18 protein-coding genes and 1 tRNA gene are annotated in these 20,824 nt (G+C 69.5%); 5 read left to right on the forward strand and 14 right to left on the reverse strand.

Annotated features, from left to right (window positions below; all coding sequences use genetic code 11):
* Nucleotides 1-14: 14 nt before the first annotated feature.
* From BR07_RS0103090 to BR07_RS23095, 3 genes are all read left to right on the forward strand, one after another.
* Nucleotides 15-87: transfer RNA gene (locus BR07_RS0103090), tRNA-Arg, on the forward strand.
* Between the two features lie 25 nt (nucleotides 88-112).
* Complete coding sequence (locus BR07_RS0103095; protein WP_027504176.1) at nucleotides 113-1,009, forward strand: DUF3089 domain-containing protein; 897 nt, start codon at nucleotides 113-115, stop codon at nucleotides 1,007-1,009.
* Nucleotides 1,010-1,690: 681 nt separating this feature from the next.
* Nucleotides 1,691-3,028: a DEAD/DEAH box helicase gene (locus BR07_RS23095; RefSeq protein WP_051612974.1), complete on the forward strand. Its 1,338-nt coding sequence runs from the start codon at nucleotides 1,691-1,693 to the stop codon at nucleotides 3,026-3,028.
* Here the strand turns inward: BR07_RS23095 and BR07_RS0103105 are convergent.
* Nucleotides 3,008-4,291, reverse strand: a complete 1,284-nt coding sequence (locus tag BR07_RS0103105; RefSeq protein ID WP_027504177.1) for an MFS transporter — start codon at nucleotides 4,289-4,291, stop codon at nucleotides 3,008-3,010. The two genes, BR07_RS23095 and BR07_RS0103105, sit on opposite strands and share 21 nt — an antisense overlap.
* Nucleotides 4,292-4,432: 141 nt before the next feature.
* Here BR07_RS0103105 and BR07_RS0103110 point away from each other — a divergent pair, with 141 nt between their 5' ends.
* Together BR07_RS0103110 and BR07_RS0103115 are read left to right on the forward strand one after the other, a co-directional pair.
* Nucleotides 4,433-6,421: an ATP-binding cassette domain-containing protein gene (locus tag BR07_RS0103110; RefSeq protein ID WP_037184420.1), complete on the forward strand. Its 1,989-nt coding sequence runs from the start codon at nucleotides 4,433-4,435 to the stop codon at nucleotides 6,419-6,421.
* The gene (locus BR07_RS0103115; protein WP_027504179.1) at nucleotides 6,418-7,149 is read left to right on the forward strand and encodes an energy-coupling factor transporter transmembrane component T family protein; all 732 of its coding nucleotides are present in this window, start codon (nucleotides 6,418-6,420) and stop codon (nucleotides 7,147-7,149) included. Before BR07_RS0103110 ends, BR07_RS0103115 begins: the two co-directional genes overlap by 4 nt.
* 3 nt (nucleotides 7,150-7,152) lie before the next feature.
* On the opposite strand, the gene BR07_RS0103120 is transcribed toward BR07_RS0103115, so the two are convergent.
* The 13 genes from BR07_RS0103120 to BR07_RS0103180 form a co-directional block, all read right to left on the reverse strand.
* Nucleotides 7,153-7,584, reverse strand: a complete 432-nt coding sequence (locus tag BR07_RS0103120) for a type II toxin-antitoxin system Rv0910 family toxin (RefSeq protein ID WP_027504180.1) — start codon at nucleotides 7,582-7,584, stop codon at nucleotides 7,153-7,155.
* A 68-nt stretch (nucleotides 7,585-7,652) separates the two neighbouring features.
* Complete coding sequence (locus BR07_RS0103125) at nucleotides 7,653-9,314, reverse strand: solute symporter family protein (protein ID WP_231476145.1); 1,662 nt, start codon at nucleotides 9,312-9,314, stop codon at nucleotides 7,653-7,655.
* Entirely contained in the window at nucleotides 9,311-9,673 is a 363-nt protein-coding gene (locus BR07_RS0103130) for a DUF485 domain-containing protein (protein ID WP_027504182.1), read from the reverse strand. The genes BR07_RS0103125 and BR07_RS0103130 overlap by 4 nt, the downstream gene beginning before the upstream one ends.
* A gap of 141 nt (nucleotides 9,674-9,814) precedes the next feature.
* On the reverse strand, nucleotides 9,815-11,548 hold the full coding sequence (locus BR07_RS0103135) for a sodium/solute symporter (RefSeq protein ID WP_027504183.1): 1,734 nt from the start codon (nucleotides 11,546-11,548) through the stop codon (nucleotides 9,815-9,817).
* 31 nt (nucleotides 11,549-11,579) lie between these two features.
* Nucleotides 11,580-11,936: a hypothetical protein gene (locus tag BR07_RS0103140; protein WP_027504184.1), complete on the reverse strand. Its 357-nt coding sequence runs from the start codon at nucleotides 11,934-11,936 to the stop codon at nucleotides 11,580-11,582.
* A 1-nt stretch (nucleotide 11,937) separates the two neighbouring features.
* Nucleotides 11,938-12,762, reverse strand: a complete 825-nt coding sequence (locus tag BR07_RS0103145) for a LytR/AlgR family response regulator transcription factor (RefSeq protein WP_051612976.1) — start codon at nucleotides 12,760-12,762, stop codon at nucleotides 11,938-11,940.
* Between the two features lie 33 nt (nucleotides 12,763-12,795).
* Nucleotides 12,796-13,935 carry a sensor histidine kinase gene (locus BR07_RS0103150; protein ID WP_037184426.1) on the reverse strand — a complete coding sequence of 380 codons (1,140 nt, stop codon included), beginning with the start codon at nucleotides 13,933-13,935 and terminating at the stop codon, nucleotides 12,796-12,798.
* A gap of 29 nt (nucleotides 13,936-13,964) precedes the next feature.
* Nucleotides 13,965-15,143, reverse strand: coding sequence for a lipase family protein (locus BR07_RS0103155; RefSeq protein ID WP_051613065.1), 1,179 nt, complete (start codon nucleotides 15,141-15,143; stop codon nucleotides 13,965-13,967).
* A 77-nt stretch (nucleotides 15,144-15,220) separates the two neighbouring features.
* Nucleotides 15,221-16,852: a Na+/H+ antiporter gene (locus BR07_RS0103160; protein WP_027504188.1), complete on the reverse strand. Its 1,632-nt coding sequence runs from the start codon at nucleotides 16,850-16,852 to the stop codon at nucleotides 15,221-15,223.
* 24 nt (nucleotides 16,853-16,876) lie between these two features.
* Nucleotides 16,877-17,065: an antitoxin gene (locus tag BR07_RS0103165; RefSeq protein WP_027504189.1), complete on the reverse strand. Its 189-nt coding sequence runs from the start codon at nucleotides 17,063-17,065 to the stop codon at nucleotides 16,877-16,879.
* A 5-nt stretch (nucleotides 17,066-17,070) separates the two neighbouring features.
* On the reverse strand, nucleotides 17,071-18,192 hold the full coding sequence (locus BR07_RS0103170; protein WP_231476150.1) for an MBL fold metallo-hydrolase: 1,122 nt from the start codon (nucleotides 18,190-18,192) through the stop codon (nucleotides 17,071-17,073).
* Nucleotides 18,193-18,243: 51 nt separating this feature from the next.
* On the reverse strand, nucleotides 18,244-19,926 hold the full coding sequence (locus tag BR07_RS0103175) for a purine-cytosine permease family protein (protein WP_051612977.1): 1,683 nt from the start codon (nucleotides 19,924-19,926) through the stop codon (nucleotides 18,244-18,246).
* A 160-nt stretch (nucleotides 19,927-20,086) separates the two neighbouring features.
* Nucleotides 20,087-20,821: an enoyl-CoA hydratase gene (locus tag BR07_RS0103180; RefSeq protein WP_027504192.1), complete on the reverse strand. Its 735-nt coding sequence runs from the start codon at nucleotides 20,819-20,821 to the stop codon at nucleotides 20,087-20,089.
* Nucleotides 20,822-20,824: the final 3 nt, after the last annotated feature.

Here is a 20,824-nt window from a genome sequence, read left to right on the forward strand (position 1 = left end):
CTCTCGCCGGGTCGGCCCTCGTAGCTCAGGGGATAGAGCAACCCTCTCCTAAAGGGTAGGTCGCAGGTTCGAATCCTGCCGAGGGCACCGAAAGCCCCGCTACAGTCCAGCCATGACGCGCGCGCTCCTCCTGGTGGCAGCCCTGTTCGGCTCACTTTTCCTGTCGGTGCCGGCCGCGTCGGCAGCACCGTCGACAACCTGGCTCTGCCGGCCCGGCACCGCGGATCCGTGTGGTGGTGGCACCGACGCCCCTGTCGACTGCTTCTACGTCTACCCCACCGCCTCTCTGCAACCGGCGCAGTCGGCGAACCTCGACACATCCCCCGAACTCGCCTTCGCCGCGGCGGCGCAGGCCCGCCCGTTCGGCTACGTGTGCAACGTCTGGGCTCCGGTCTACCGTCAGGCCACGCTGCTGAGCCTCGCCACGGCCGACGGTCCCGCACGCGATGCGGCACTCGCCGCGGCCTACGTGGACATCGATGCGGCGTGGACCGATTTCCTCGCGCAGCGGAACTCGGAACGCGGTGTCGTGCTTGTCGGCCATTCGCAGGGTTCACGCATGCTACGCACGCTCCTGCAGCAACGCATCGAACCGGATCCCGCGACGCGAGCGCTGTTGGTGTCCGCCATCATTCCCGGCATCTCGGTGCGGACGTCGGACTTCACCACCGTCGCCCCGTGCACGGATGTGAGCGAGACCGGTTGCGTGGTCGCGTATTCCACGTTCTCGCGCACTCCCCCACCCGACTCCCGCTACGGCGGCGACGGCATCCTCTGCACCAACCCGGCGTCGCTCGAAGCGAATGCCAGGACGCCGGTACTGGGGCCGTTGCCGAACCTCACGGCGCAGTGCGACGGTGACAACGTGCTCATGATCGACGGCCCCGGAGCCTCGGCCCTGCCCACGCTGCCGAACGCGACCTGGGGGCTGCACCTGCTGGACCTGACGATTCCGCAACAGACACTGGTCGATCTGGTGCGGTCGCAGAGCGCGGCGTTCACTGCCTGACCGCACACCGATTCCGTGAGGCGCACACCCGCTGCGGCCTGCTGGGAGGGATGTGCGCCCACCAGAGGGGGGGTGCACACCCCTACCGGGCCAGCATCTCCCGCGCACCCACCGCAGCCCCGTGCGCGCCGGTCACACGGGGTGCGCACACGCGAACCAGACCCGCACGCCGAAGCGCACACCGATTCCGTGAAGCGCACACCCGCTGCGGCCTGCTGGGAGGGGTGTGCGCTCACCAGAGGGGGTGTGCACACCCCTACCGGGCCTTGCACCGAAGCGCACACCCACCGCAGCCGCGCGCGCTCATCACCCGGGTGCGCACACGCGAACCAGACCCGTACTCCGAACCGCACACCGATTCCGTGAGGCGCACACCCGCTGCGGCCTGCCGGGAGGGGTGTACACCCACCAGAAATGGTGTGCACGCACTGCCGATCCCGTTCCGCCACAACAACTCCACCCGGCAGAGCGTGCACAGCACCCACCCCACGCGCTGCGAGACGGCGGTCACAGCGACGGACCGGCTATACTGGGTCACGCTGCTGCGCCACTGTGCGCGGCGTACGTCGTGGAATCAGCACGAATTTTTCTTACGGCGATCGGAACTGCCCACCGGCAGTCTCGCCATTCTGCGCTCCGCCACAGGAGTGCTCAGATGCCCGAAAGGCACTCGAACTCTTCATGACTTCTTCCTCCTTCGCCGACCTCGGCGTCAGTGACCGTCTCGTCCGCGCTCTCACAGCTGCCGGCATCGCGTCACCGTTCCCCATCCAGGCGGACACCCTGCCCGACACGCTGAAGGGTCGCGACGTCCTCGGACGCGGAAAGACCGGCAGCGGAAAGACTCTCGCGTTCTCCATCCCCATGGTGTCCCGGCTCGGCGAGACGTTCTCGGGCGTCCGCAAGCCCAACCGCCCGCGTGGTCTGATCCTCGCCCCCACCCGTGAGCTGGCCACCCAGATCGCTGCCGCCCTCGAGCCGCTCACCATGGCGTCGAACCTGCGCGTCACCACGATCTTCGGTGGCGTCTCGCAGGCACGCCAGGTCACCGCGCTCAGCCGCGGCGTCGACATCGTCGTCGCCTGCCCCGGTCGCCTCGAGGATCTGATGAAGCAGCGTCTGGTGACGCTGGACGACATCGAGATCACCGTGCTCGACGAGGCCGACCACATGGCGGACCTCGGCTTCCTGCCCGGCGTCACGCGCATCATGAAGGCCACACCCTCGCACGGACAGCGCATGCTGTTCTCGGCGACGCTGGACAACGGCGTCGACAAGCTGGTCAAGCAGTTCCTCACCGACCCGGTGCAGCACTCCGTCGACGAGGAGAACTCCCCCGTCGCCGCGATGACCCACCACATCTTCGAGGTGGGCGGCGTCGACGGCAAGAAGGCGCTGGTCCAGCGCCTCGCCTCCGGTGAGGGTCGCCGCATCCTCTTCATGCGCACCAAGCACCAGGCTCGCAAGCTGGCGCGTCAACTCACCGAGGCCGGCATCCCGTCCGTCGACCTGCACGGCAACCTGTCGCAGGCTGCGCGTGACCGCAACCTCGCTGCGTTCTCCAACGGCGACGCGCGCGTGCTCGTGGCCACGGACGTCGCGGCGCGCGGTGTGCACGTCGACAACGTCGAGCTGGTCGTCCACGTCGATCCGCCCGCCGAGCACAAGGCCTACCTGCACCGCAGTGGCCGTACGGCCCGTGCGGGCAGCGCCGGCGACGTCGTCACCGTCGTCCTGCCGGAGCAGCGTCGAGACCTGTCGGTCCTGATGCGCAAGGCCAAGATCGACGCGGCGCCGCAGCGCGTGACCGTCGACTCACCGGCCGTCCAGGAGCTGGTCGGCGACGTCGCGGCCTACGTCAAGCCCGCTCCCAAGGAGGCCGCACCGGCTCCGAAGCAGCAGCAGCCCGGACGCGGACGCTCCACCCGCGGCGGTCATGCCGGCAACTCCAACGGGGGTTCGGGTCGACGTCGTCGCCCCACCACCGCGCGCAGCGAATCAGCCGGTTACCGGGGCTGATCGCCGAGCGATCCCGACGCTGAGCACCGCCGCCACGACGCAGAGACCAGCTGCGCCGAACCAGGCGGCGGTGTACTCACCGGTGGCATCGCGCACGACCCCCGCCACCACGGACGCGATGCCCGCGCCCACCTGGTGCGAGGCGAACACCCAGCCGAAGACCAGCGGCCCCTGCGTGCCGAACACCTCGCGGCACAGAGCGATGGTGGGCGGCACCGTGGCGACCCAGTCGAGGCCGTACACGACGATGAACACCACGATCGACGGGTGCAGGGCGTCGGACAGCAGCGCCGGCAGGAACAGCAGGGCGACGCCTCGGAAGGCGTAGTACGCGCCCAGCAGCAGTCTCGGATCCACCCGGTCGGTGAGCCAGCCCGACGCGATGGTGCCCACGATGTCGAAGATCCCTACCACGGCCAGCAGTCCGGCGGCCGTGGTCTGCGGCATGCCGTGGTCGTGCGCGGACGGGATGAAGTGCACCCCGACCAGCCCGTTCGTGGTGGCGCCGCAGATCGCGAAGCCCACCATCAACGCCCAGAACGTCCGCACGGACGACGCGTCCCGCAGTGCTCGGATCGCCCGCATCGCGGGATTCCCCGTGACGAGCACCGGGGCGGGCTGCTCGGTCGCCCCGTACGGCAGCTCCCCCACCTCCTCCGGAGAGTTCCGCAGAAACAGCAGGACGAACGGCACCACGGCCAGGGCACCGCCCGCCACGACGAGTGACGCCGTCCGCCATCCCGAGCTGTCGGCGAGCGCGGCGACCACGGGCAGGAAGATGAGCTGACCGGTCGCGGACCCGGCCGTGAGGATGCCGGACACGAGCCCGCGCCGCCGCACGAACCATCGGTCGGTGACCATGGCGGCGAAGACGAGTGCCATCGATCCGGTACCCAGGCCGATGAGCAGTCCCCACGTCAGCAGGATCTGCCACGGCGCGGTGACGAACACGGTGAGGGCGCTGCCCAGGGCCACGACGGTGAGGGCGACGGACGTCACCGTCCGGATGCCGAAGCGGTCCATCAGTGCCGCCGCGAACGGTGCGGTCAGCCCGAAGAGCAGCAGGTTGACACCCACCGCCGCGGACAGCACGCCGCGCGACCAGCCGAACTCGTCGGTGATCGGCACCATCAGCACCGACGGAGCGGCGCGGAACCCCGCGGCCCCGAGGAGTGCGAGGAACGCCACGGCGGCGACGATCCAGGCCCGGTGCACGCGTCTCGGGCGCGTGATCTGCACGGCGGCGTCGGAGTCGGACGTCATGGCTCACTTTCTCGTTCCGCGGGTCTCCGTCGGAACGGGAACCGGACACGCCGGTGGCACACTCGAGGGGTGAGATCCAGAACGGCCACAGGTCGCGGTACGAAGACGCTACACCCGGACGAACTCGCGACCGGATCGGTGATGACCGCCCTCGCCGTCGCGTTCTCGGTGATCGGCGCCCTCATTCCCGTGGCGGGTGCGCTGCAGATCGTCGCCATCGTCCCGTTGGCCGTCATCGCCCACCGCCACCGCCTGCGGGCACTGGCCGTCGCCGGTACCGCCGGCATGCTCGTGTCGTTCGTCGCGGGCGGGTTCGGCACCGCGCTGACGATGACGATCTCCGGAGTGCTGGCCGGCATCGTGGGAGTGAGCGTCCGACGCGGACGTGGGTTCACGTCGGTGCTCACCCTCTCGCTGCTCACCGGCGCCGTGGTGGGCGCCCTCTCCGTGCTGATGCTGCTGATCCTCAGCGGACTGCGCGAGCTGTTCCTCACCGTCCTCGACAACTCGATCCGCGGCAGCGCGGACATCGTCGGCAGGATCGCACCCGCCGAGGACGTCGCCACCGCCGTGGCCGACTACGCCTCCTTCGCCCTGGGGTACTGGTGGGTGCTCGTCTTCGTCTCGGCGCTGATGTCGACGGCCGTCAGCGGCGTCGTCGCGTGGTGGGTGCTGCGCGCCACCCTGTCCCGCCTCGGCGAGCTGGAGTCGCGGGGCGAGTTGCCCGACGTCGTGGTCACCCCCGACGACGCGGCCGCACCGCACCCCGTGCCCGTGCGGTTTACGGGCGTGACCTACCGCTACCGGGGCGGTCACGACGACGCGCTGGGCCCACTCGATCTCGAGATCGTGCCCGGCCGTTTCGTGGCCGTCGTCGGCGCCAACGGATCCGGCAAGTCGACCCTCGCTCGCATCCTGGTGGGCACCGAGCCGACGGGCGGCCGGATCGACCGGACGGGTTCCACCGGGCTCGGCCTGATCGGCGGAACCGCGATGATTCTGCAGCATCCCGAGTCCCAGATCCTCGGTACCCGCGTGGCCGACGACGTCGTGTGGGGCCTGCCGGCGGCGGCGCGGCCGACACCGGACCGTGTCGAGGCCCTGCTCGCCGAAGTGGGCCTGGCCGGGTACGGGCTGCGCGACACCGGCAGCCTGTCCGGTGGCGAACTGCAGCGCCTCGCCGTCGCCGCGGCGCTGGCTCGCGAACCACGGCTGCTTGTCGCCGACGAGGCCACCGCGATGATCGACCCCGAGGGACAGCGCGATCTCGTCGAACTGCTCGCCCGGCTCCCCCGTCGCCACGGCATGGCCGTCGTCCTCATCACCCATCGCGCGACCGAGGCAGCGCTGGCCGACGACGTCGTACGGCTGCACCGCGGCCGCCGGGTGATGCACGACCCGAACTGGATGTCGTCGACTCCGCTGCGGACGGATCCGCTGCCGCCGCCCGGACCACCGTTACTGGTGCTGCGCGGCGTCGGTCACGTGTACGACCGACGCGGTCCGTGGGCCACCCGCGCGCTCGAGGGAATCGACCTCACGGTGCATCGCGGCGAGGGGTTGCTCGTCATCGGCGGCAACGGCTCCGGCAAATCCACGCTGGCCTGGATCATGGCCGGCCTGACGAAGCCCTCCGAGGGCACGTGCGAGCTCTCGGGCAAGGCCACGTCGTCGTCCGTCGGCACCGTCGCGCTCTCGTTCCAGCACGCTCGATTGCAACTGCAGCGCCGCACCGTGTCCGAGGACATCGAGGCCGCGGGAGGAACCGACGTGGGCACCATCGACGTCAGCCGTGTCCTCGACCAGGTGGGACTCGATCGCCGCATCGCGGGCGCGCGTGTCGACGAACTGAGTGGCGGGCAGATGCGGCGCGTCGCGCTGGCCGGACTTCTGGTGGGCAAGCCGGACGTCCTGGTGCTCGACGAACCGCTCGCCGGACTCGATCCGCCGGGTCGACGGGAGATCACCGCCCTGCTCACCCATCTGCGCCGCACGGGGCTCACCCTCGTCATCATCTCGCACGACGTCGACACCCTGGCGTCCGTCCGCTCGCGCACCGTCGTGCTCGACCACGGCACCGTGGCGCCCGAGTCCACGAACGACACCATCGAACGAGGAGCGACCCGGTGAGAGGCACACTGCTCCGCGAACTTCCGCGGGAGACGTCGGTCCACCGACTCTGGGCGGGAACGAAACTCGTGGCGGTCACGCTGCTGGGCGGGTCGCTGGTGGTCTACCCGACCTGGCCGATGCTCGCCGCGGTGTCCGTCGTCCTGCTGCTCGCGGCGATCGCCGCACGAGTCCCGGTGTTCGCGATCCCCGTTCCGCCGTGGTGGCTCTGGGGACTGGTCGCGTTCGGTGCCGCGGTGAACTCGGTGGTCGGCGTCGACGCCGTGTGGATCTACTTCCGCGGCATCCTGTTCGGCGTCGTGCTGCTGTGGGCGACGCTCACCGTGGCCTGGACGACGTCGATGGCGGACATCGCACCGGCCATCGCCACTCTGTTGTCGCCCCTGCGCAGAGTCGGTGCGCCCGTGGACGAGTGGGCCGTCTCGATGGCTCTGCTGCTGCGGTCGCTGCCGATGTTGGTCGACGACGTCTACACGCTGGTGGCCGCACGCAAGCTCCGACCCCGCAAGAGCACGCGCAGCGGCAAGACGCAGGACACATTCCTCATCGACATCATGGCCGCCATCATGTCGGTGGCCATCCGGCGGTCGGCCGACATGGGCGAGGCGATCGCGGTGCGCGGCGGCAGCGGCAGCATCACGTCGGGCCGACGTCGCCCGCACGGATCCGACGCGGTCGCCCTGGTGCTGGTGATCGCCGCGTGCGCGACGGGGGTCGTACTGTCCTGACGCTCAGGAGAAGACGGTGACGAACGTGTCGACGGACTTCTCGATGTCGCCCTTGAGCGCACGCGCCACACCGGATCCCACGGGACCGAACAGGGGCGCGCCGCCGAGATCGATCGTCATCTTCAGCTCGGAGCCGTCCTTCTTCTCCGCGACGGTGAGCTTCAACGAGACCTTGACCCCGCCCTTGCCCGCGCCCTTCAGTTCGAGCTCGCGCGGCGGGGAGTACTTCTTCACGGTCCACTGCACCCGGTTCCGCATGCCCTTGACCGACACCACGGACGCCATCTGCGTGCCCTCGGACAGTTCGGCGGGCAGGTCGCCGCGCCACCCGTCGTGAATGCTGAGCCATTCCTCGTACCGCGTCAGATCGGATGCGCCGTTCCAGGCATCCTCCGCGGACAGAGGAACGATGCGGACCACCTCGAGTTTCGCCACGCCGTGAACACTAGCGCGTGACGACACCCGCGGTGGCCCGCATCGTGTCCGAACTTCCAGGACGAATCCTAGTGAGCGACCGGCTTCTCGGCGCCGACGCCGGTGAGGGATCGCACCTCCATCTCCGCCGCCTTGTCGGTGCTCTCGTTGTCCTTGCTCGTCAGCGTTCCCACGATGCCGAGGATGAAGGCGAGCGGGATCGAGACGATGCCCGGGTTCGACAGGGGGAACCAGGCGAAGTCCGAGCCCTTGATCATCGCCGTCGCCGAGCCGGACACGGCCGGGGAGAAGATGATGAGCACGATGGTGGAGATCAGACCGCCGTACATGCTCCACAGCGCGCCGCGCGTGGTGAAGCGTCGCCAGAAGAGCGAGTACAGGATGGTCGGCAGGTTGGCCGCCGCGGCGACCGCGAAGGCCAGCGCCACGAGGAAGGCGATGTTCTGTCCGTTGGCCAGGATGCCGCCACCGATGGCGAGGATGCCGATGACGACGGCGGTGATGCGGGAGACCTGGACCTGCTTCTTGTCGTCGACCTTGCCCTTCTTGATGACACCGGCGTAGATGTCGTGAGCGAAGGACGCGGACGCCGTGATGGTGAGGCCGGCGACGACCGCGAGGATCGTCGCGAAGGCGACCGCCGAGATGACGCCCAGCAGGATCACCCCGCCGAGTTCGAACGCGAGAAGCGGTGCGGCAGCGTTCTGTCCGCCGGCCGCGGCGAGGATGCGGTCCGGTCCGACGATGGCGGCGGCGCCGTAGCCGAGCACCAGCGTGAAGAGGTAGAACGCACCGATCAGCGCGATCGCCCAGACGACGCTGCGACGGGCTTCCTTGGCGGTGGGCACCGTGTAGAAGCGCATGAGCACGTGCGGCAGGCCGGCGGTGCCGAGCACCAGGGCGATACCGAGCGAGACGAAGTTCAGCTGCGACGTGGCCGAGCCGCCGTACTGGGCGCCGGGGGCGAGAACGTCACGCGCGGCGACGGTCTCGGAGACCGAGTCGCCGACCATGGTCTGCGCGCTGCCGAGGATCTCGGACAGGTTGAAGCCGAACTTGGCCAGCACCATCACCGTCATGAGACCGGCACCGGCGATGAGCAGCGCGGCCTTGATGATCTGCACCCAGGTGGTGCCCTTCATACCGCCGACGAGGACGTAGACGATCATCAGGACGCCGACGACCGCGATGACGATGGACTGTCCCGTGCGATCCGAGATGTCGAGGAGCAGTGCGACGAGGCCGCCGGCTCCGGCCATCTGCGCGAGCAGGTAGAAGAACGACACCGTGAGTGTCGACAACGCGGCGGCGGTACGCACCGGGCCCTGCTTGAGGCGGAAGCTCAGCACGTCGGCCATCGTGAACTTGCCGGTGTTGCGCAACATCTCGGCGACGAGAAGCAGGGCGACGAGCCACGCGACGAGGAAGCCGATGGAGTACAGGAAGCCGTCGTAACCGTAGACGGCGATGGCGCCCGCGATGCCGAGGAAGCTCGCCGCGGAGAGGTAGTCACCGGCGATGGCGACACCGTTCTGCGGTCCGGAGAAGCCGCCGCCCGCGGTGAAGAACTCCGCGGAGGTGGCGTTCTTCTTGCTGGCCTTGATCACCACGGCCATGGTCACGATGACGAAGACCGCGAAGATCGAGATGTTGACGAGCGGGCTGCCGACGGTCTCGGCCTCGATCGTCTGCTGGGCCAGGAACTGCTGCGCGGCAGAGTAGGTGGTCACTGGAGGGGTCCTTCGAGTTCGTCGCGGATCTTCGCGGCACGGGGGTCGAGCTCACGGTTCGCGAACTTCACGTAGATGCCGGTGATGGCGAACGTCGTCACGAACTGTCCGAGTCCGAGCAGCAGTCCGACGTTGATGTTGCCGAAGACGCGGGTGGCCATGAAGTCGTGTGCGTACGCCCCGAGGAGCACGTACGTCGTGTACCAGATGAGGAAGAAGGCGGCCATCGGGAAGACGAAGCCGCGCAGGCGCTTCTTGAGTTCCTGGAACTCGGGCGTGGCCTGCATGTCGACGAAGTCCTGGGGGGACGGGGTCCGGGGTTCGGGGTGTGCGCCCGAATGGGGTTGTGCGGTGGTCACGGGTGCTCCTACGTGTCGGGAGATACTCGGATGACGGTAGTGAGACCACCATCACACCGATACGGCGTGGCGCCGATCACACGCCGAGCAGCGCGCCGGTGCGCCGAACGGTCTGCCGGGCGGGACGAACGGTCGTGCCGCTCACTGCTTGCGCAGTCGCTCCACGCCCAGACCGAGGCGTTCGGGTGCGTGCATGGCCGACATGATGCGGCCGATGTCCAGCGGTATCGAGGACCGAGTCGCCAGCGACACCGTCACCATCCCGGCGAAGGCGAGGGGCACGCTGACCGCCGCCGGGTAGCCGACGATCGCCGCGGCCCACCCACCCAGGAGCTGGTCGGACACCCCGCCGAGCACGGCGAGGGATGCGGCGGCCGTGGAGACCCCGCCGCCGACGATCAGCCCCGCGGCGGCCCCGGCGGCGGTGAGACCGCGCCACCAGATGCCGAGCACCAGCAGCGGACACAGCGTCGACGCCGCGACGGCGAACACGAGCCCGACGGTGCGGGAGAGGTCGAGCGTCACCAGCCCGACCGACAGCAGCAGCGGACCGGTGCCGGCCACGATCGCGGCGATCCGGAAGTCGCGTACCCGGCCGCGCAGGACGTCGGTGCTGAGCACTCCGGCGATGGTCACCAGCAGTCCCGACGACGTGGACAGGAACGCCGCCATCGCGCCCGCGGCGACGAGTGCGGCGAGCAGCAGCCCCGGCACCCCGTCGATGGCCGCCGACGGCAGCAGGAGCACGGCCGCGTCGGATGCTCCGGTGATCAGCAACTGGGGAACGTACAGGCGTGCGAACACACCCAGCACCGTCGGGAACAGGTAGAACACCGACAGCAGACCCACCACGGTCAGCGCCGTCCAGCGGGCCGCCGGCCCGTCCGGGTTGGTGTAGAAGCGCACGAGGACGTGGGGCAGCCCCATCGTGCCGAGGAACGTGGCGAGGATCAGCGAGTACACCTGGTACAGCGGGAAGGGACCACCGAAACCGTTGCCGGGCGAGAGCCAGTCGGAGCCCTCGACCGGTGCGCCCGCCACCACGGGGACCGGCGATCCGGCCTCGAGTTCGAGCACCGTGCCCGACTGCAGGGTGTGGTCGCCCGCGTCGAGTGTCGTCGGTCCGTCCACCGCGGCGCCGTCGACGGTGCCGCGGACCACGACGTCGAGGTTCTCCTGCACCTGCACGACGACGTCGGTACTGATGTCGACAGTCGTGGCGGTGTCCACGGACGGCGGTGCGGGAGTGCCCATCTCGCGCGGATCGGCCGCGAAATGCACCGCGAGCACCAGCGCCGGTACCGCGACGGCCGTCAGCTTGAGCCAGTACTGGAACGCCTGGACGAACGTGATGGAGCGCATGCCGCCGCCGACCACGTTGAGGATCACGATCACCCCGATGACAGCCGCGCCGACCCAACTGGGAACGCCGAGAAGGATGTTGAGGGTGAGCCCGGCGCCCTGCAGCTGCGGGACGAGGTACAGCGCGCACACCCCGGCGACCACCAGCATGGCCAACGTGCGGAGCCGCGCCGAACCGAGGCGGAACTCGGCGAAGTCCGGCACCGTGTACGCACCGGACCGTCGCAGCGGCGCCGAGACGAACAGCAACAGCCCGAGATACCCGGCCGTGAAGCCCACCGGGTACCACAGTGCGTCGGCACCGTACTTGGCGATCAGGCCCGCGACCCCGAGAAACGATGCGGCCGAGAGGTACTCACCGGACACGGCCGCGGCGTTCCACCGCGGACCCACGCTACGGGAGGCGACGAGGAAGTCGGAGGTGGTGCGCGCCAACCGGACTCCGTACGCGCCCACCGCGACCGTGGCCACCGCCGAGAAGATGACGGCGAGCACCGTGGGGACGGACACCATCAGCGCGTGCCGGACGTGAGAGCGCCGGCCATCAGTCCTCCACCAGTTCGGTGAACTCCTGCTCGTTGCGCTCGGCCGAACGGACGAAGAGGTACCCGGCGACCAGCAGGACCGGGTACGCGGCGACGGCGAGTGCCCACCACGGAACCCCGATGCCGGCGATGCGTGCGGTACCCGCGGCCGGCGCGAACACCCACACCAGCGGGACGATGCCGAGGATCAGGACGACGACGGCCGCGGTGCGCAACGCGAGCGCCAACTGTGCGCGGACCAGGCCGTTGATCATGGCCTCGCCCACCTCGGTCTGCTCCTGGACCTCCACCCGGGTGCGCACGATGCGTGCGCCGCGGCGCTGGGCCAACACCACCTTCTCTCGCTGCGCCGCCATCTCAGGAACGGTGCTGTCCGGCGAGTGCCGCTCGTGGGCCGCGGACGAGCCGATCGCGGAGTTCGCGGGTGTGGCGGCGGCTCACCGGGAGCTCGACGGGTGGGCAGGCACCCGTGCCGCGCAGGCAGACCACCAGTCCGGACCCGACGGTGCGGGTCCCCCCGACCTGGCCGACGGACACGAGGTACGACCGATGGACGCGCAGGAATCCGTGGTCGGCCCAGCGGGACTCCAGCGTCGAGAGGGCGATCCGCACCAGGTGGGTGCCGGTCGTCGTGTGCAGCCGGGCGTAGTCGCCCTCGGCCTCCACCCAGACGACGGTGGATCGCGGCACCATCGTCGTCACACCGCCGAGCTCCACCGGGATCACGTCGTCCTGGTCGCTGCGCCCCGCGGGACCCGGTACCGCGCCGGACCTCTTGTCGACGACGCGGCGGACAGCGTCGGACAGGCGCTGGTCACGGATCGGCTTGAGGAGGTAGTCGACGGCCCCGATCTCGAAGGCGGCGACGGCGCGATCGTCGTGGGCCGTCACGAAGACGACCGCCGGCGGTGAGGCGAAGTTGCTCAGCACTCCGGCCAGTTCCATGCCGTCGAGTCCGGGCATGTCGATGTCGAGAAAGACACCGTCGACCGGCGCGTCGCGCAGGATGCGCAGCGCCGTGGTGGCGTCGCTCGCGCCCTCGACCGATCCGACCGCCGGGTGGCGGCGCAGCAGGTAGACGAGTTCGTCCAGGGCCGGCCGCTCGTCGTCCACGGCGAGCAGCCGCAGGGGCCGGTCGGCAGCGGCGGGCGTGGTCGCCTCGGTGGCATGGGTGGGGCTCATGGCGTCTTCATCGTGCCATGTCGCGCGCGCACGTCAGGGCCGGATGCCTGCCCGAAATTTCGGGATCCGCATACTCACCTTGGTGCCGGCGTCCGGCGCGGTCTCCACCACCAGGCCGTAGTCGTTGCCGAAGGCGGCGCGCAACCGGTCGTCGACGTTGGCGAGTCCGACGTGCACCCCCTCCTCCGATCCCAGGTCGCCGGAGCGCAGCAGTTCCGGATCCATGCCGACACCGTCGTCCTCGATGCTGATGGCCGCGTCCGTACCCGCGTCCGCCGCGATGACGGTGATGCGGCCGCGTCCCCGGCCGGCGACGCCGTGGCGCACCGCGTTCTCGACGAGGGGCTGCAGCGCCAGGAACGGCAACACCACTCCCAGTACCTCGGGAGCGATCTGCACCGTCACGTCGAGGGAGTCACCGAAACGCGCGCGCTCGAGCGTGAGGTACCGGTCGATGTTGCGGAGCTCGTCGGAGAGCACCGTGAACTCCCCCGCCGTGCGGAACGAGTAGCGCGTGAAGTCGGCGAACTCGAGGACCAGCTCGCGCGCACGATCGGGATCGGTCCGCACGAACGACGCGATGGTCGTCAGGGCGTTGTAGATGAAGTGCGGGCTGATCTGGGCGCGCAGCGCCCGGACCTCGGCCCGGTCGAGGCGTGCTCTGCTCGCGTCGAGTTCGGCCAGCTCGACCTGCTCGCCGACGTACCGCGCGACCTCGGTGCAGGCCCCGAGAAGACCGGGACCGGGTTCCTCCAGCGTGACCACGCCCAGCACGCAGACCACGCCGGCGCCCTCGGTGAGGACCGGCTGCACCACCACCGAACGTGCCGGGGCGTCCGCGGTCGCGGCGGTGCGCAGCAGCACCCGACGCTCGGTGTCGACGGCGCGGCGGGCGACCACGGGGAACTCGTCCAGGGTCCCGTCGACGGGACCGTCGTGGCCCAACACCGTCCCGTCCGGTCCCGCCAGGACGACGGCGGCGGCGCCGGTCAGTGTGCGCAGGTGCGGCGCCGCCTCCGACGCGGACGCGGCGTCGAGGCCCCGCCGCAACGGGCGTGCCGCGAGCGATGCGGTGTGCAGCGCGGCGTGCACCGCGCGTTCGGTGGGCGTGGTCAGCGGGCGCGTCCCCCGGCGCGTGATGACGACGACCGCACCGGCGACGACCGCGGCCATCACCAACAGGACGACCGCCGTGGTGGCTGTCACGGCACCTGGTCACACGTGTTCGTCGGTTGTCCGGTTCCCTCGAACCGCTGGGTGATCCAGTCGATGCCCTCGATGTTGGCGGCCGAGTCGGCGTGGCCCTGGTCCGCCCGGACCCGGTAGTCGATGACGTCGCCCTGCGCGCACGCTCGGCGGGACGCGTCCTCGGTCCACTGCGGCAGGATGAGATCGTCTCGCGAACCGACCAGCACCATCATCGGCGCCGCGGCCCGCCCCTGCGGTAGGGCGTTGTCCGACAACCACTCTCGAATGGCGGCGTACGCTTCCGGCGAGCTGGGGCGCACGTCGTCCGGTCCGATGGATCCCGCGGCCGTCAACTTGCCGGCGGCCAGGGGTCCCGTGCAGGCCAACAGGACGTCCTTGTTCTCCAGCAGTCCGCCGCTGAGGAAGTCAGCGTCGGTGTACTCCGGATGGTCCACGAGGAAGCCCTCGACGACGAACGGCATGATCGCCTTCTGGGGCAACGTGAGCTGCCCCAGTCCGGACTCCGGGGCGATCGGGCTGATGTCCGCGGCCGGGGACAGGTTGGCCGATCCCAGGAACTCGAGCCCGTCGCCGTACTCCGCGGCCATCTCGGCGGCGGCCCAGGTGGCCTGCCCACCCTGCGACACGCCCAGCGCCGCCCAGCGAGTCCCGCTGCCGGGCGCCACGTTCCGCGCTGCGCGGACAGCGTCGATGATGTCGTGGCCGGCCGACGGGGCGTTCAGGTACGGATGCGGATCGTCGGTTCCCAGGCCCTCGTAGTCCGTCACCGCGACGACGGCGCCGCGTTCGAGCATCGGCGTGACCAGGCCGATGGAGCCGAGCAGATTGGGATAGAGGGACGGTGCGCACTCGTCGGTCACACCCGTCGTGCCGTGCCCGACGGACACGACCGGCCATCCCCCCTCGGGCGGTGCGCCGGCCGGGACGAACACCGTGCCCGTGACGTCGACACCGCCGCCGTCCACCCCGGACGTCGAGCGGTACGTGATGCGGTGCGCCGTGGCGCCGAGATTGGTGACCGCCTGGTCGACCTGACCGAGGAGCACGTCGGCGACCAGCGAGCCGCGCTCGTCGCCCGTGGGGGCAGGAGAGCGGGGTGCCGCGTCGGTGGTCGCGTCGTTCCCCGGGGTGGGCGCGGGATCCGAGGACGCACATCCCGACAGCATCAGCATCGACGCCGCCAGTGCCGATCCCAGCAGGACCGGGACCCTGCCGCGCAGTCCTGGTCTCGAACCGATCCTGCACACGTTCACTCTCGACCTCTTTCCGCCATGAATCGCTGCAACCGTGTCTCGGTGGCGGCCTGCTCGATGTCGAGCCCGTCCAGAACCGCGGCGAGAACCTCGTCGTCGAGGTCCCCCGCGTCGCGTGCGGCGAGCAACGCCTCGCGCTGTCGCCGCAGTGCGGTGCGCCGCCATCGATCGAACACCGCGCCGGAGGACCGCGCCCGCGCGGCCCTCTCCTGATCGTCCTCGTCCTGCTCCGTGCGGAGTCGGCCCAGCATCACGCGGCGCACCCGATCGACGACCTCGGCGGCCTCGGTTCCCTCGACCTTCGTCATCGCCTCGTCGAGCGACTCCTCGACCGCACGGCGGGCGATCTGCCGAGCGAGTGCGCGCTGCTCGTCGAGATGCCGGGCCTCGTCCGGGTCGGAGATGTCCAGCCGTCGGATCACCATCGGCAATGTCACCCCCTGGATGAGCAGGGTTCCGACGGCCACGGTGAAGGCGATGGCCTGGATGACTCCGCGCCCCGGGAAGTCGTCCCCCGCGAGGGTGGTGAAGGGGACACCGGCGGCCGCCGCGAGGGTCACCACTCCGCGCATCCCGGCCCAGGACAGGACGACGTTCTGGCGCCAGGTCAGTTCCGCGTCCTCGGTCGATCGAGCCCGGTGGTAGACGCGTCGCAGCGCCGAGCCGGCGAACAGCATCACCGGACGCACTGCCATGACGAGCGCGAGGACCAGAAGTCCGTACAGGAAGATGTGGTGGACGGGCAGCCCCTCGCGGCTGATGTCGTCGATGACGAACTTGAGCTGCAGGCCCATGTAGGCGAAGACGAAGGTCTCGAGGAGCAGATCGAGCGTCGGCCAGACGTGCCGCTCCTGGATTCGCGTCGGGATCGCGTCGCCGCTGCGCGCCGAACCGAGCACGAATCCGGCGGTGACGACGGAGAGCACACCCGAGGCGTGGATCTGCTCCGCGGCGAGGTAGGCGGTGAAGGGAACGAGGATGCCCAGCACGGTCTCCAGCGCGCTGTCCGCCATACGGCTGCGGACGAAGCGCACGAGTCGGCTGAGCACGTATCCCACGGCGACGCCGCCCACGACCTCGTAGACGAAGAACAGGAGCGGCGAGTCGATGCCGACCCGGCTTCCCGTCACGGAGGCGACGGTGATGGTGAACAGGGTCAGCGCCGCCGCGTCGTTGACGAGTGATTCGCCGGTGAGGATCGCCATCATGCGCGCGGGCAGACCCAGCTTGCGCCCCACGGCCACCGCGGCGACGGCGTCGGGCGGCGCGACCACGGCGCCGAGGACCAGGGCGGCGCCCAGTGTCAGCTCCGGGACGAGCCAGTACGAGAAGTACCCCACCGAGACGGTCGTGACGACGACGAGACCGACGCCGAGCCGGACGATGGAGCGGAAGTTGTGCGCGAAGGAGCGGAACGAGAAGTTCAACGCTGTCGAGTACAGCAGGGGCGGAAGGATCACGCCCAGAAGGAGTTCGGGTTCGAGAGCGGGACGCGGCAGCCCGGGGACGAACGAGGCGAGCGACCCGACGGCGACGAGAACGAGGGGCACCTGCAGATCGAGGCGCTTGGCGAAGCCGGCGATGACGACGGCCCCGACGATCACCAGAAGCAGGAGCCACCCGTCCATCGACTCGACTACCGCGCGGGTCTGCTACTTCTCGGGGATCGCCTTCTTGGCGGCGTCCTGGACCTTGTCGATCTTGTCGGCGTACTTGCCCTGCGTCTTCTTGTCGGCGAAGTCCGCTGCCTTGTCCACGGCCTTCTCGATCTTGTCACTGTTCTGAGCGGCGGCCTTCTTGCCCTGGCCGATCAGCTTCTTGAGGTTGCCCACGAGTGCCATGGTCGTCACGATACCGCGCCGGACCACCAACGCCGGTGCGGGAGAGGACGCGCGAGATCGACACGCTGGCCCGGCATCGGCACCACCACCGAGATCCGCTCCGCCTCGGCGGCCGTCAGCAGCCGCTCCACGGGTTCGGACCACGGGTGGAACGCGAGGTTGAAGGTCGCCCAGTGGACGGGCACGACGATGCCGGAGGACGGGGTGCCCTGTTGCAGGTCACCGTGCGACCGCGCCGCCTCCTCGGGGTTCATGTGGATGTCCGGCCACCGGTCGTCGTAGGCACCGACGGGAAGCAGGGTCACGTCGAACGGACCGAGCCGCGCGCCGATGTCCGCGAACGCCTCGGTGTAGCCGGTGTCGCCGCCGAAGAAGGCCCGGTGCTCCGGACCCACCACCGACCACGACGCCCACTGCGTGGTGTCGCGCACCAGGGACCGGCCCGAGAAGTGTCGTGCCTCCAGGCACGTGACGGTGAGCGATCCGATGCGGACGTCGTCGTTCCAGTCGAGCTCGACGATCCGGTCCTCGGGAACCTTCCAGCGGCGCAGATGGGCGCCCACCCCCAGCGGCACCAGGAACGGCGCCGACTGCGACGTGAGCAGCGTGGCCACCGTGTCACGGTCGAGGTGGTCGTAGTGATCGTGCGAGATGACGATGGCGTCGACCTGCGGAAGCGCCTCGGCCGCAACGGGTACCGGGTGCAACCTGGCCGGTCCGAGAACCCGCGACGGTGAGACCCGCCGGCTCCAGACCGGATCGGTGAGCACGCGGTGACCGTCGATCTCGACGACCACCGAGGAGTGCCCGAACCAGGTGACGGCCAGGTCCCCGGCCTCCGCCGGCGCGAGCGGGGTGGCCAACGGCACGGCGCGCTCGGGTCGTCCCGAGCGGCCGCGCGTGAGCATCGCGGCTCCGATGCTCGCCTGCTCCCCCGCCGCGACCGGCGAGCTGCTGCGTGTGTTGTGGAACTTGCGGTCCCGGTAGTGCGAGGACGCGGCGGCGTACGGACGGATGGCACCGCGTCCGGCGCCGACGGCGGACGGCACACCCCACGCCGCGCGCGCGAGCCAGGACAACCCTGCGGCGGCGAGCCCGATGGACACTGCTGCGGTGGCTGGATTCACGCCTCCGACACTAGTCCACGGTTGATGTGTACCGACTTCACAAGTATCGGCTCACGTCTGTTCCGGCAGGATGTGCTCCCCCGTCTTGTCTGTGCTCAGCGACAGCGACGAGATGTAGAGCGTCTCCCCGTTCGGCCCCTTCTTGGCCGACGCGATCATGTCCGGCCGCTCGAACTCCATGCCCGACACCGAGCACAGCAGCGTCGCGTCGGACGGGTTGCCGTACTCGTCGAACATCGGCAGGTCGATGCCGTCGTCGGTGCGCCGCAGGTAGTACTTGCCCTTGGTCGCGATCGCCAGCACGGGCGGCAGCACGATCGCCAGTACCAGCGCCACGATGGGCGAGTACGGCTTGATCGCCGGCCCGAACGCCCCGAAGAACACGAGGATGGACAGGATCGCGGACACCGCCATGGAACCGAAACCGACGGGGTTCACCGCGTAGAGCATCCCCCTGCGGAACTCCGGCACCTTCGGGGACAGCTTCAGCAGGTACTTGTTGAACACGATGTCGGAGGCGACCACCGCGATCCAGGCGATACCGCAGTTCGCGTAGAACCCGAGGATGTTGTTGAGGAAGTCGAACATGTTGGCTTCCATCAGGATCAACGCGATCGCGAGGTTGAACAGCACGAAGACCAGTCGTCCGGGGTAGGACTTGGTGACGCGGGTGTACGAGTTGGTCCACGCCAGGGAGCCCGAGTACGCGTTGGTCACGTTGATCTTGATCTGCGAGATGACCACGAGCACCACGGCGAGGGTCATGGCGAGCCAGCCCGGCATGAAGTTCTCGTAGATCTCGAGGAACTGGTGCACCGGCTCGTTGGCGATCGACGATCCGTCGACCACGTTCGCGATGAGGTACACGGCGAGGAACAGTCCGACGATCTGCTTGAGCGCACCGAAGATGACCCAGCCCGGCCCCGCGAGCAGGACGGCCGTCCACCAGCGACGCGAGTTCTCCGGCGTCTTGGGCGGCATGAAGCGCAGGTAGTCGATCTGCTCCGCGATCTGAGCGATCAACGAGAGGCAGACACCCGCGGCCAGCATGACGGATCCGAGGTTCACACCGGTGCCGGCGGCACCGTCGGCACCACCGTAGGCCATGAACTGACCGATGGAGTCGGGGTTGCTCACCACGAGATAGACGAACGGCAGCACCATGAGGATCAGCCACAGCGGGGTCGTCCACACCTGCAGTGTGGCGAGCGCCTTCATGCCGTAGATGACCAACGGGATGACCATCAGGGTGGACACCGCGTACCCGATGGGCAGCGGGATGTTCAGCCCCAGTTCGAGGCCCTGGGCCATGATCGACCCTTCGAGCGCGAAGAAGATGAACGTGAACGTCGCGAAGATGACGTTGGTGACCACCGACCCGTAGTAGCCGAATCCGCTTCCGCGCGTGATCAGATCGAGGTCGATGTTGTAGCGCGCCGCGTAGTAGGCGAGCGGCAGACCCGTCAGGAAGATGACGACGGCGAACACCAGGATTCCCCACAGCGCGTTGCCGGTGCCGTAGGAGATGCCGATGTTGGCGCCGATGGCGAAGTCCGCGAGGTAGGCGATTCCGCCGAGAGCCGACGTCGCCACGACGCCGGTCCCCCACTTGCGGTAGCTGCGCGGGGCGAAGCGCAGCGTGTAGTCCTCGAGCGTCTCCTTCAGTGCCGCCGACTGCTTCTGACTGTCGGACGTGAGCGTGGAGTCGGGTGGAACGTCTCCGAGAGCGGTCATGGTCGGGTGCCTCCGGTCGTGTCGCACGCCGTGGCGGCGCGATGCGAGATGACCGTAGGAACGCTGTGTTGCCGGACTGTACGCACTCTGTGTCGAGTGCGTTACGTGGTGCCGGGGTGTCGCCTTTGCCCGAATCGGCAGGTCAGGGACCCCGATGTCGTCACTGGCCCTGGAAGACCGGGCGTCGCTTCTCCTTGCGCGCGATCCGCGCCTCCACGGCGTCGTTGCTCGCCCAGGCGGCCGCGAACGCGTCGAGCTGCGTGGCGTTCGCCTCGTCACGTGTGCCGTCGTCGTTGAAGACGAGTTTGAGGTGACGCAGCGACAGTGGCGCCAGCTGCGCGATCTCCTCGGCCCACGCGTGCGCGACGTCGAGATCGCCGAGTTTGTTGGCCAGTCCGCACGCCAGCGCCTGCTCGGCGGACAACTGCTCGGCACCCAGGAGCACCGTCCGGGCGGGACCGCCGCCGGCCAGCGACACCAGCCGCTTGACGGTCCAGTTGTCCACGGCGATGGCCAACCGGGTGGAGGGAATGGCGAAGAAGGCGCCCGAGTCGACCACCCGCAGGTCTGCGGCGATGGCCAACTGCGTGCCCGCACCCACAGCAGGCCCGTTCACGGCGGCGATGACCGGGACCGACACCGTCTGGAGCGCGCGGTTCATCGACAGCAGCGCCTCGGGGAACTCGTCGGCGATGGCTTCGCCCGACAGATCGGCGCCCGCGCAGAAGCTCGTGCCCTCGCCGGTGATCACGACGACGCGGGTGCCGTCCGCCTCGGCACCCTCCACCGCCTCACGCACTTCGGTGCACAGAGCCGTGTTCAGAGCGTTGCGGCGCTCCGGTCGCTGCAGTTCCACGGTGAGAACCGCGCCGTTCCTGGTGATACCAATGGTCACGTT

Source organism: Rhodococcus sp. UNC23MFCrub1.1 (assembly GCF_000686025.1).
Taxonomy (GTDB): Bacteria; Actinomycetota; Actinomycetes; order Mycobacteriales; family Mycobacteriaceae; genus Rhodococcoides.

Excerpts from the sequence above, each read along its gene's own strand:
- BR07_RS0103095 (WP_027504176.1), top strand. The coding sequence starts at position 113 with ATGACGCGCGCGCTCCTCCTGGTGGCAGCCCTGTTCGGCTCACTTTTC.
- BR07_RS0103135 (WP_027504183.1), bottom strand. The coding sequence starts at position 11,548 with ATGGTGTCCGTCCCCACGGTGCTCGCCGTCATCTTCTCGGCGGTGGCC.
- BR07_RS0103110 (WP_037184420.1), top strand. The coding sequence starts at position 4,433 with ATGACCGCCCTCGCCGTCGCGTTCTCGGTGATCGGCGCCCTCATTCCC.
- BR07_RS0103175 (WP_051612977.1), bottom strand. The coding sequence starts at position 19,926 with ATGACCGCTCTCGGAGACGTTCCACCCGACTCCACGCTCACGTCCGAC.
- BR07_RS0103145 (WP_051612976.1), bottom strand. The coding sequence starts at position 12,762 with ATGAGCCCCACCCATGCCACCGAGGCGACCACGCCCGCCGCTGCCGAC.
- BR07_RS0103160 (WP_027504188.1), bottom strand. The coding sequence starts at position 16,852 with ATGGACGGGTGGCTCCTGCTTCTGGTGATCGTCGGGGCCGTCGTCATC.
- BR07_RS23095 (WP_051612974.1), top strand. The coding sequence starts at position 1,691 with ATGACTTCTTCCTCCTTCGCCGACCTCGGCGTCAGTGACCGTCTCGTC.
- BR07_RS0103165 (WP_027504189.1), bottom strand. The coding sequence starts at position 17,065 with ATGGCACTCGTGGGCAACCTCAAGAAGCTGATCGGCCAGGGCAAGAAG.
- BR07_RS0103150 (WP_037184426.1), bottom strand. The coding sequence starts at position 13,935 with ATGGCCGCGGTCGTCGCCGGTGCGGTCGTCGTCATCACGCGCCGGGGG.
- BR07_RS0103140 (WP_027504184.1), bottom strand. The coding sequence starts at position 11,936 with ATGGCGGCGCAGCGAGAGAAGGTGGTGTTGGCCCAGCGCCGCGGCGCA.
- BR07_RS0103155 (WP_051613065.1), bottom strand. The coding sequence starts at position 15,143 with ATGCTGATGCTGTCGGGATGTGCGTCCTCGGATCCCGCGCCCACCCCG.
- BR07_RS0103105 (WP_027504177.1), bottom strand. The coding sequence starts at position 4,291 with ATGACGTCCGACTCCGACGCCGCCGTGCAGATCACGCGCCCGAGACGC.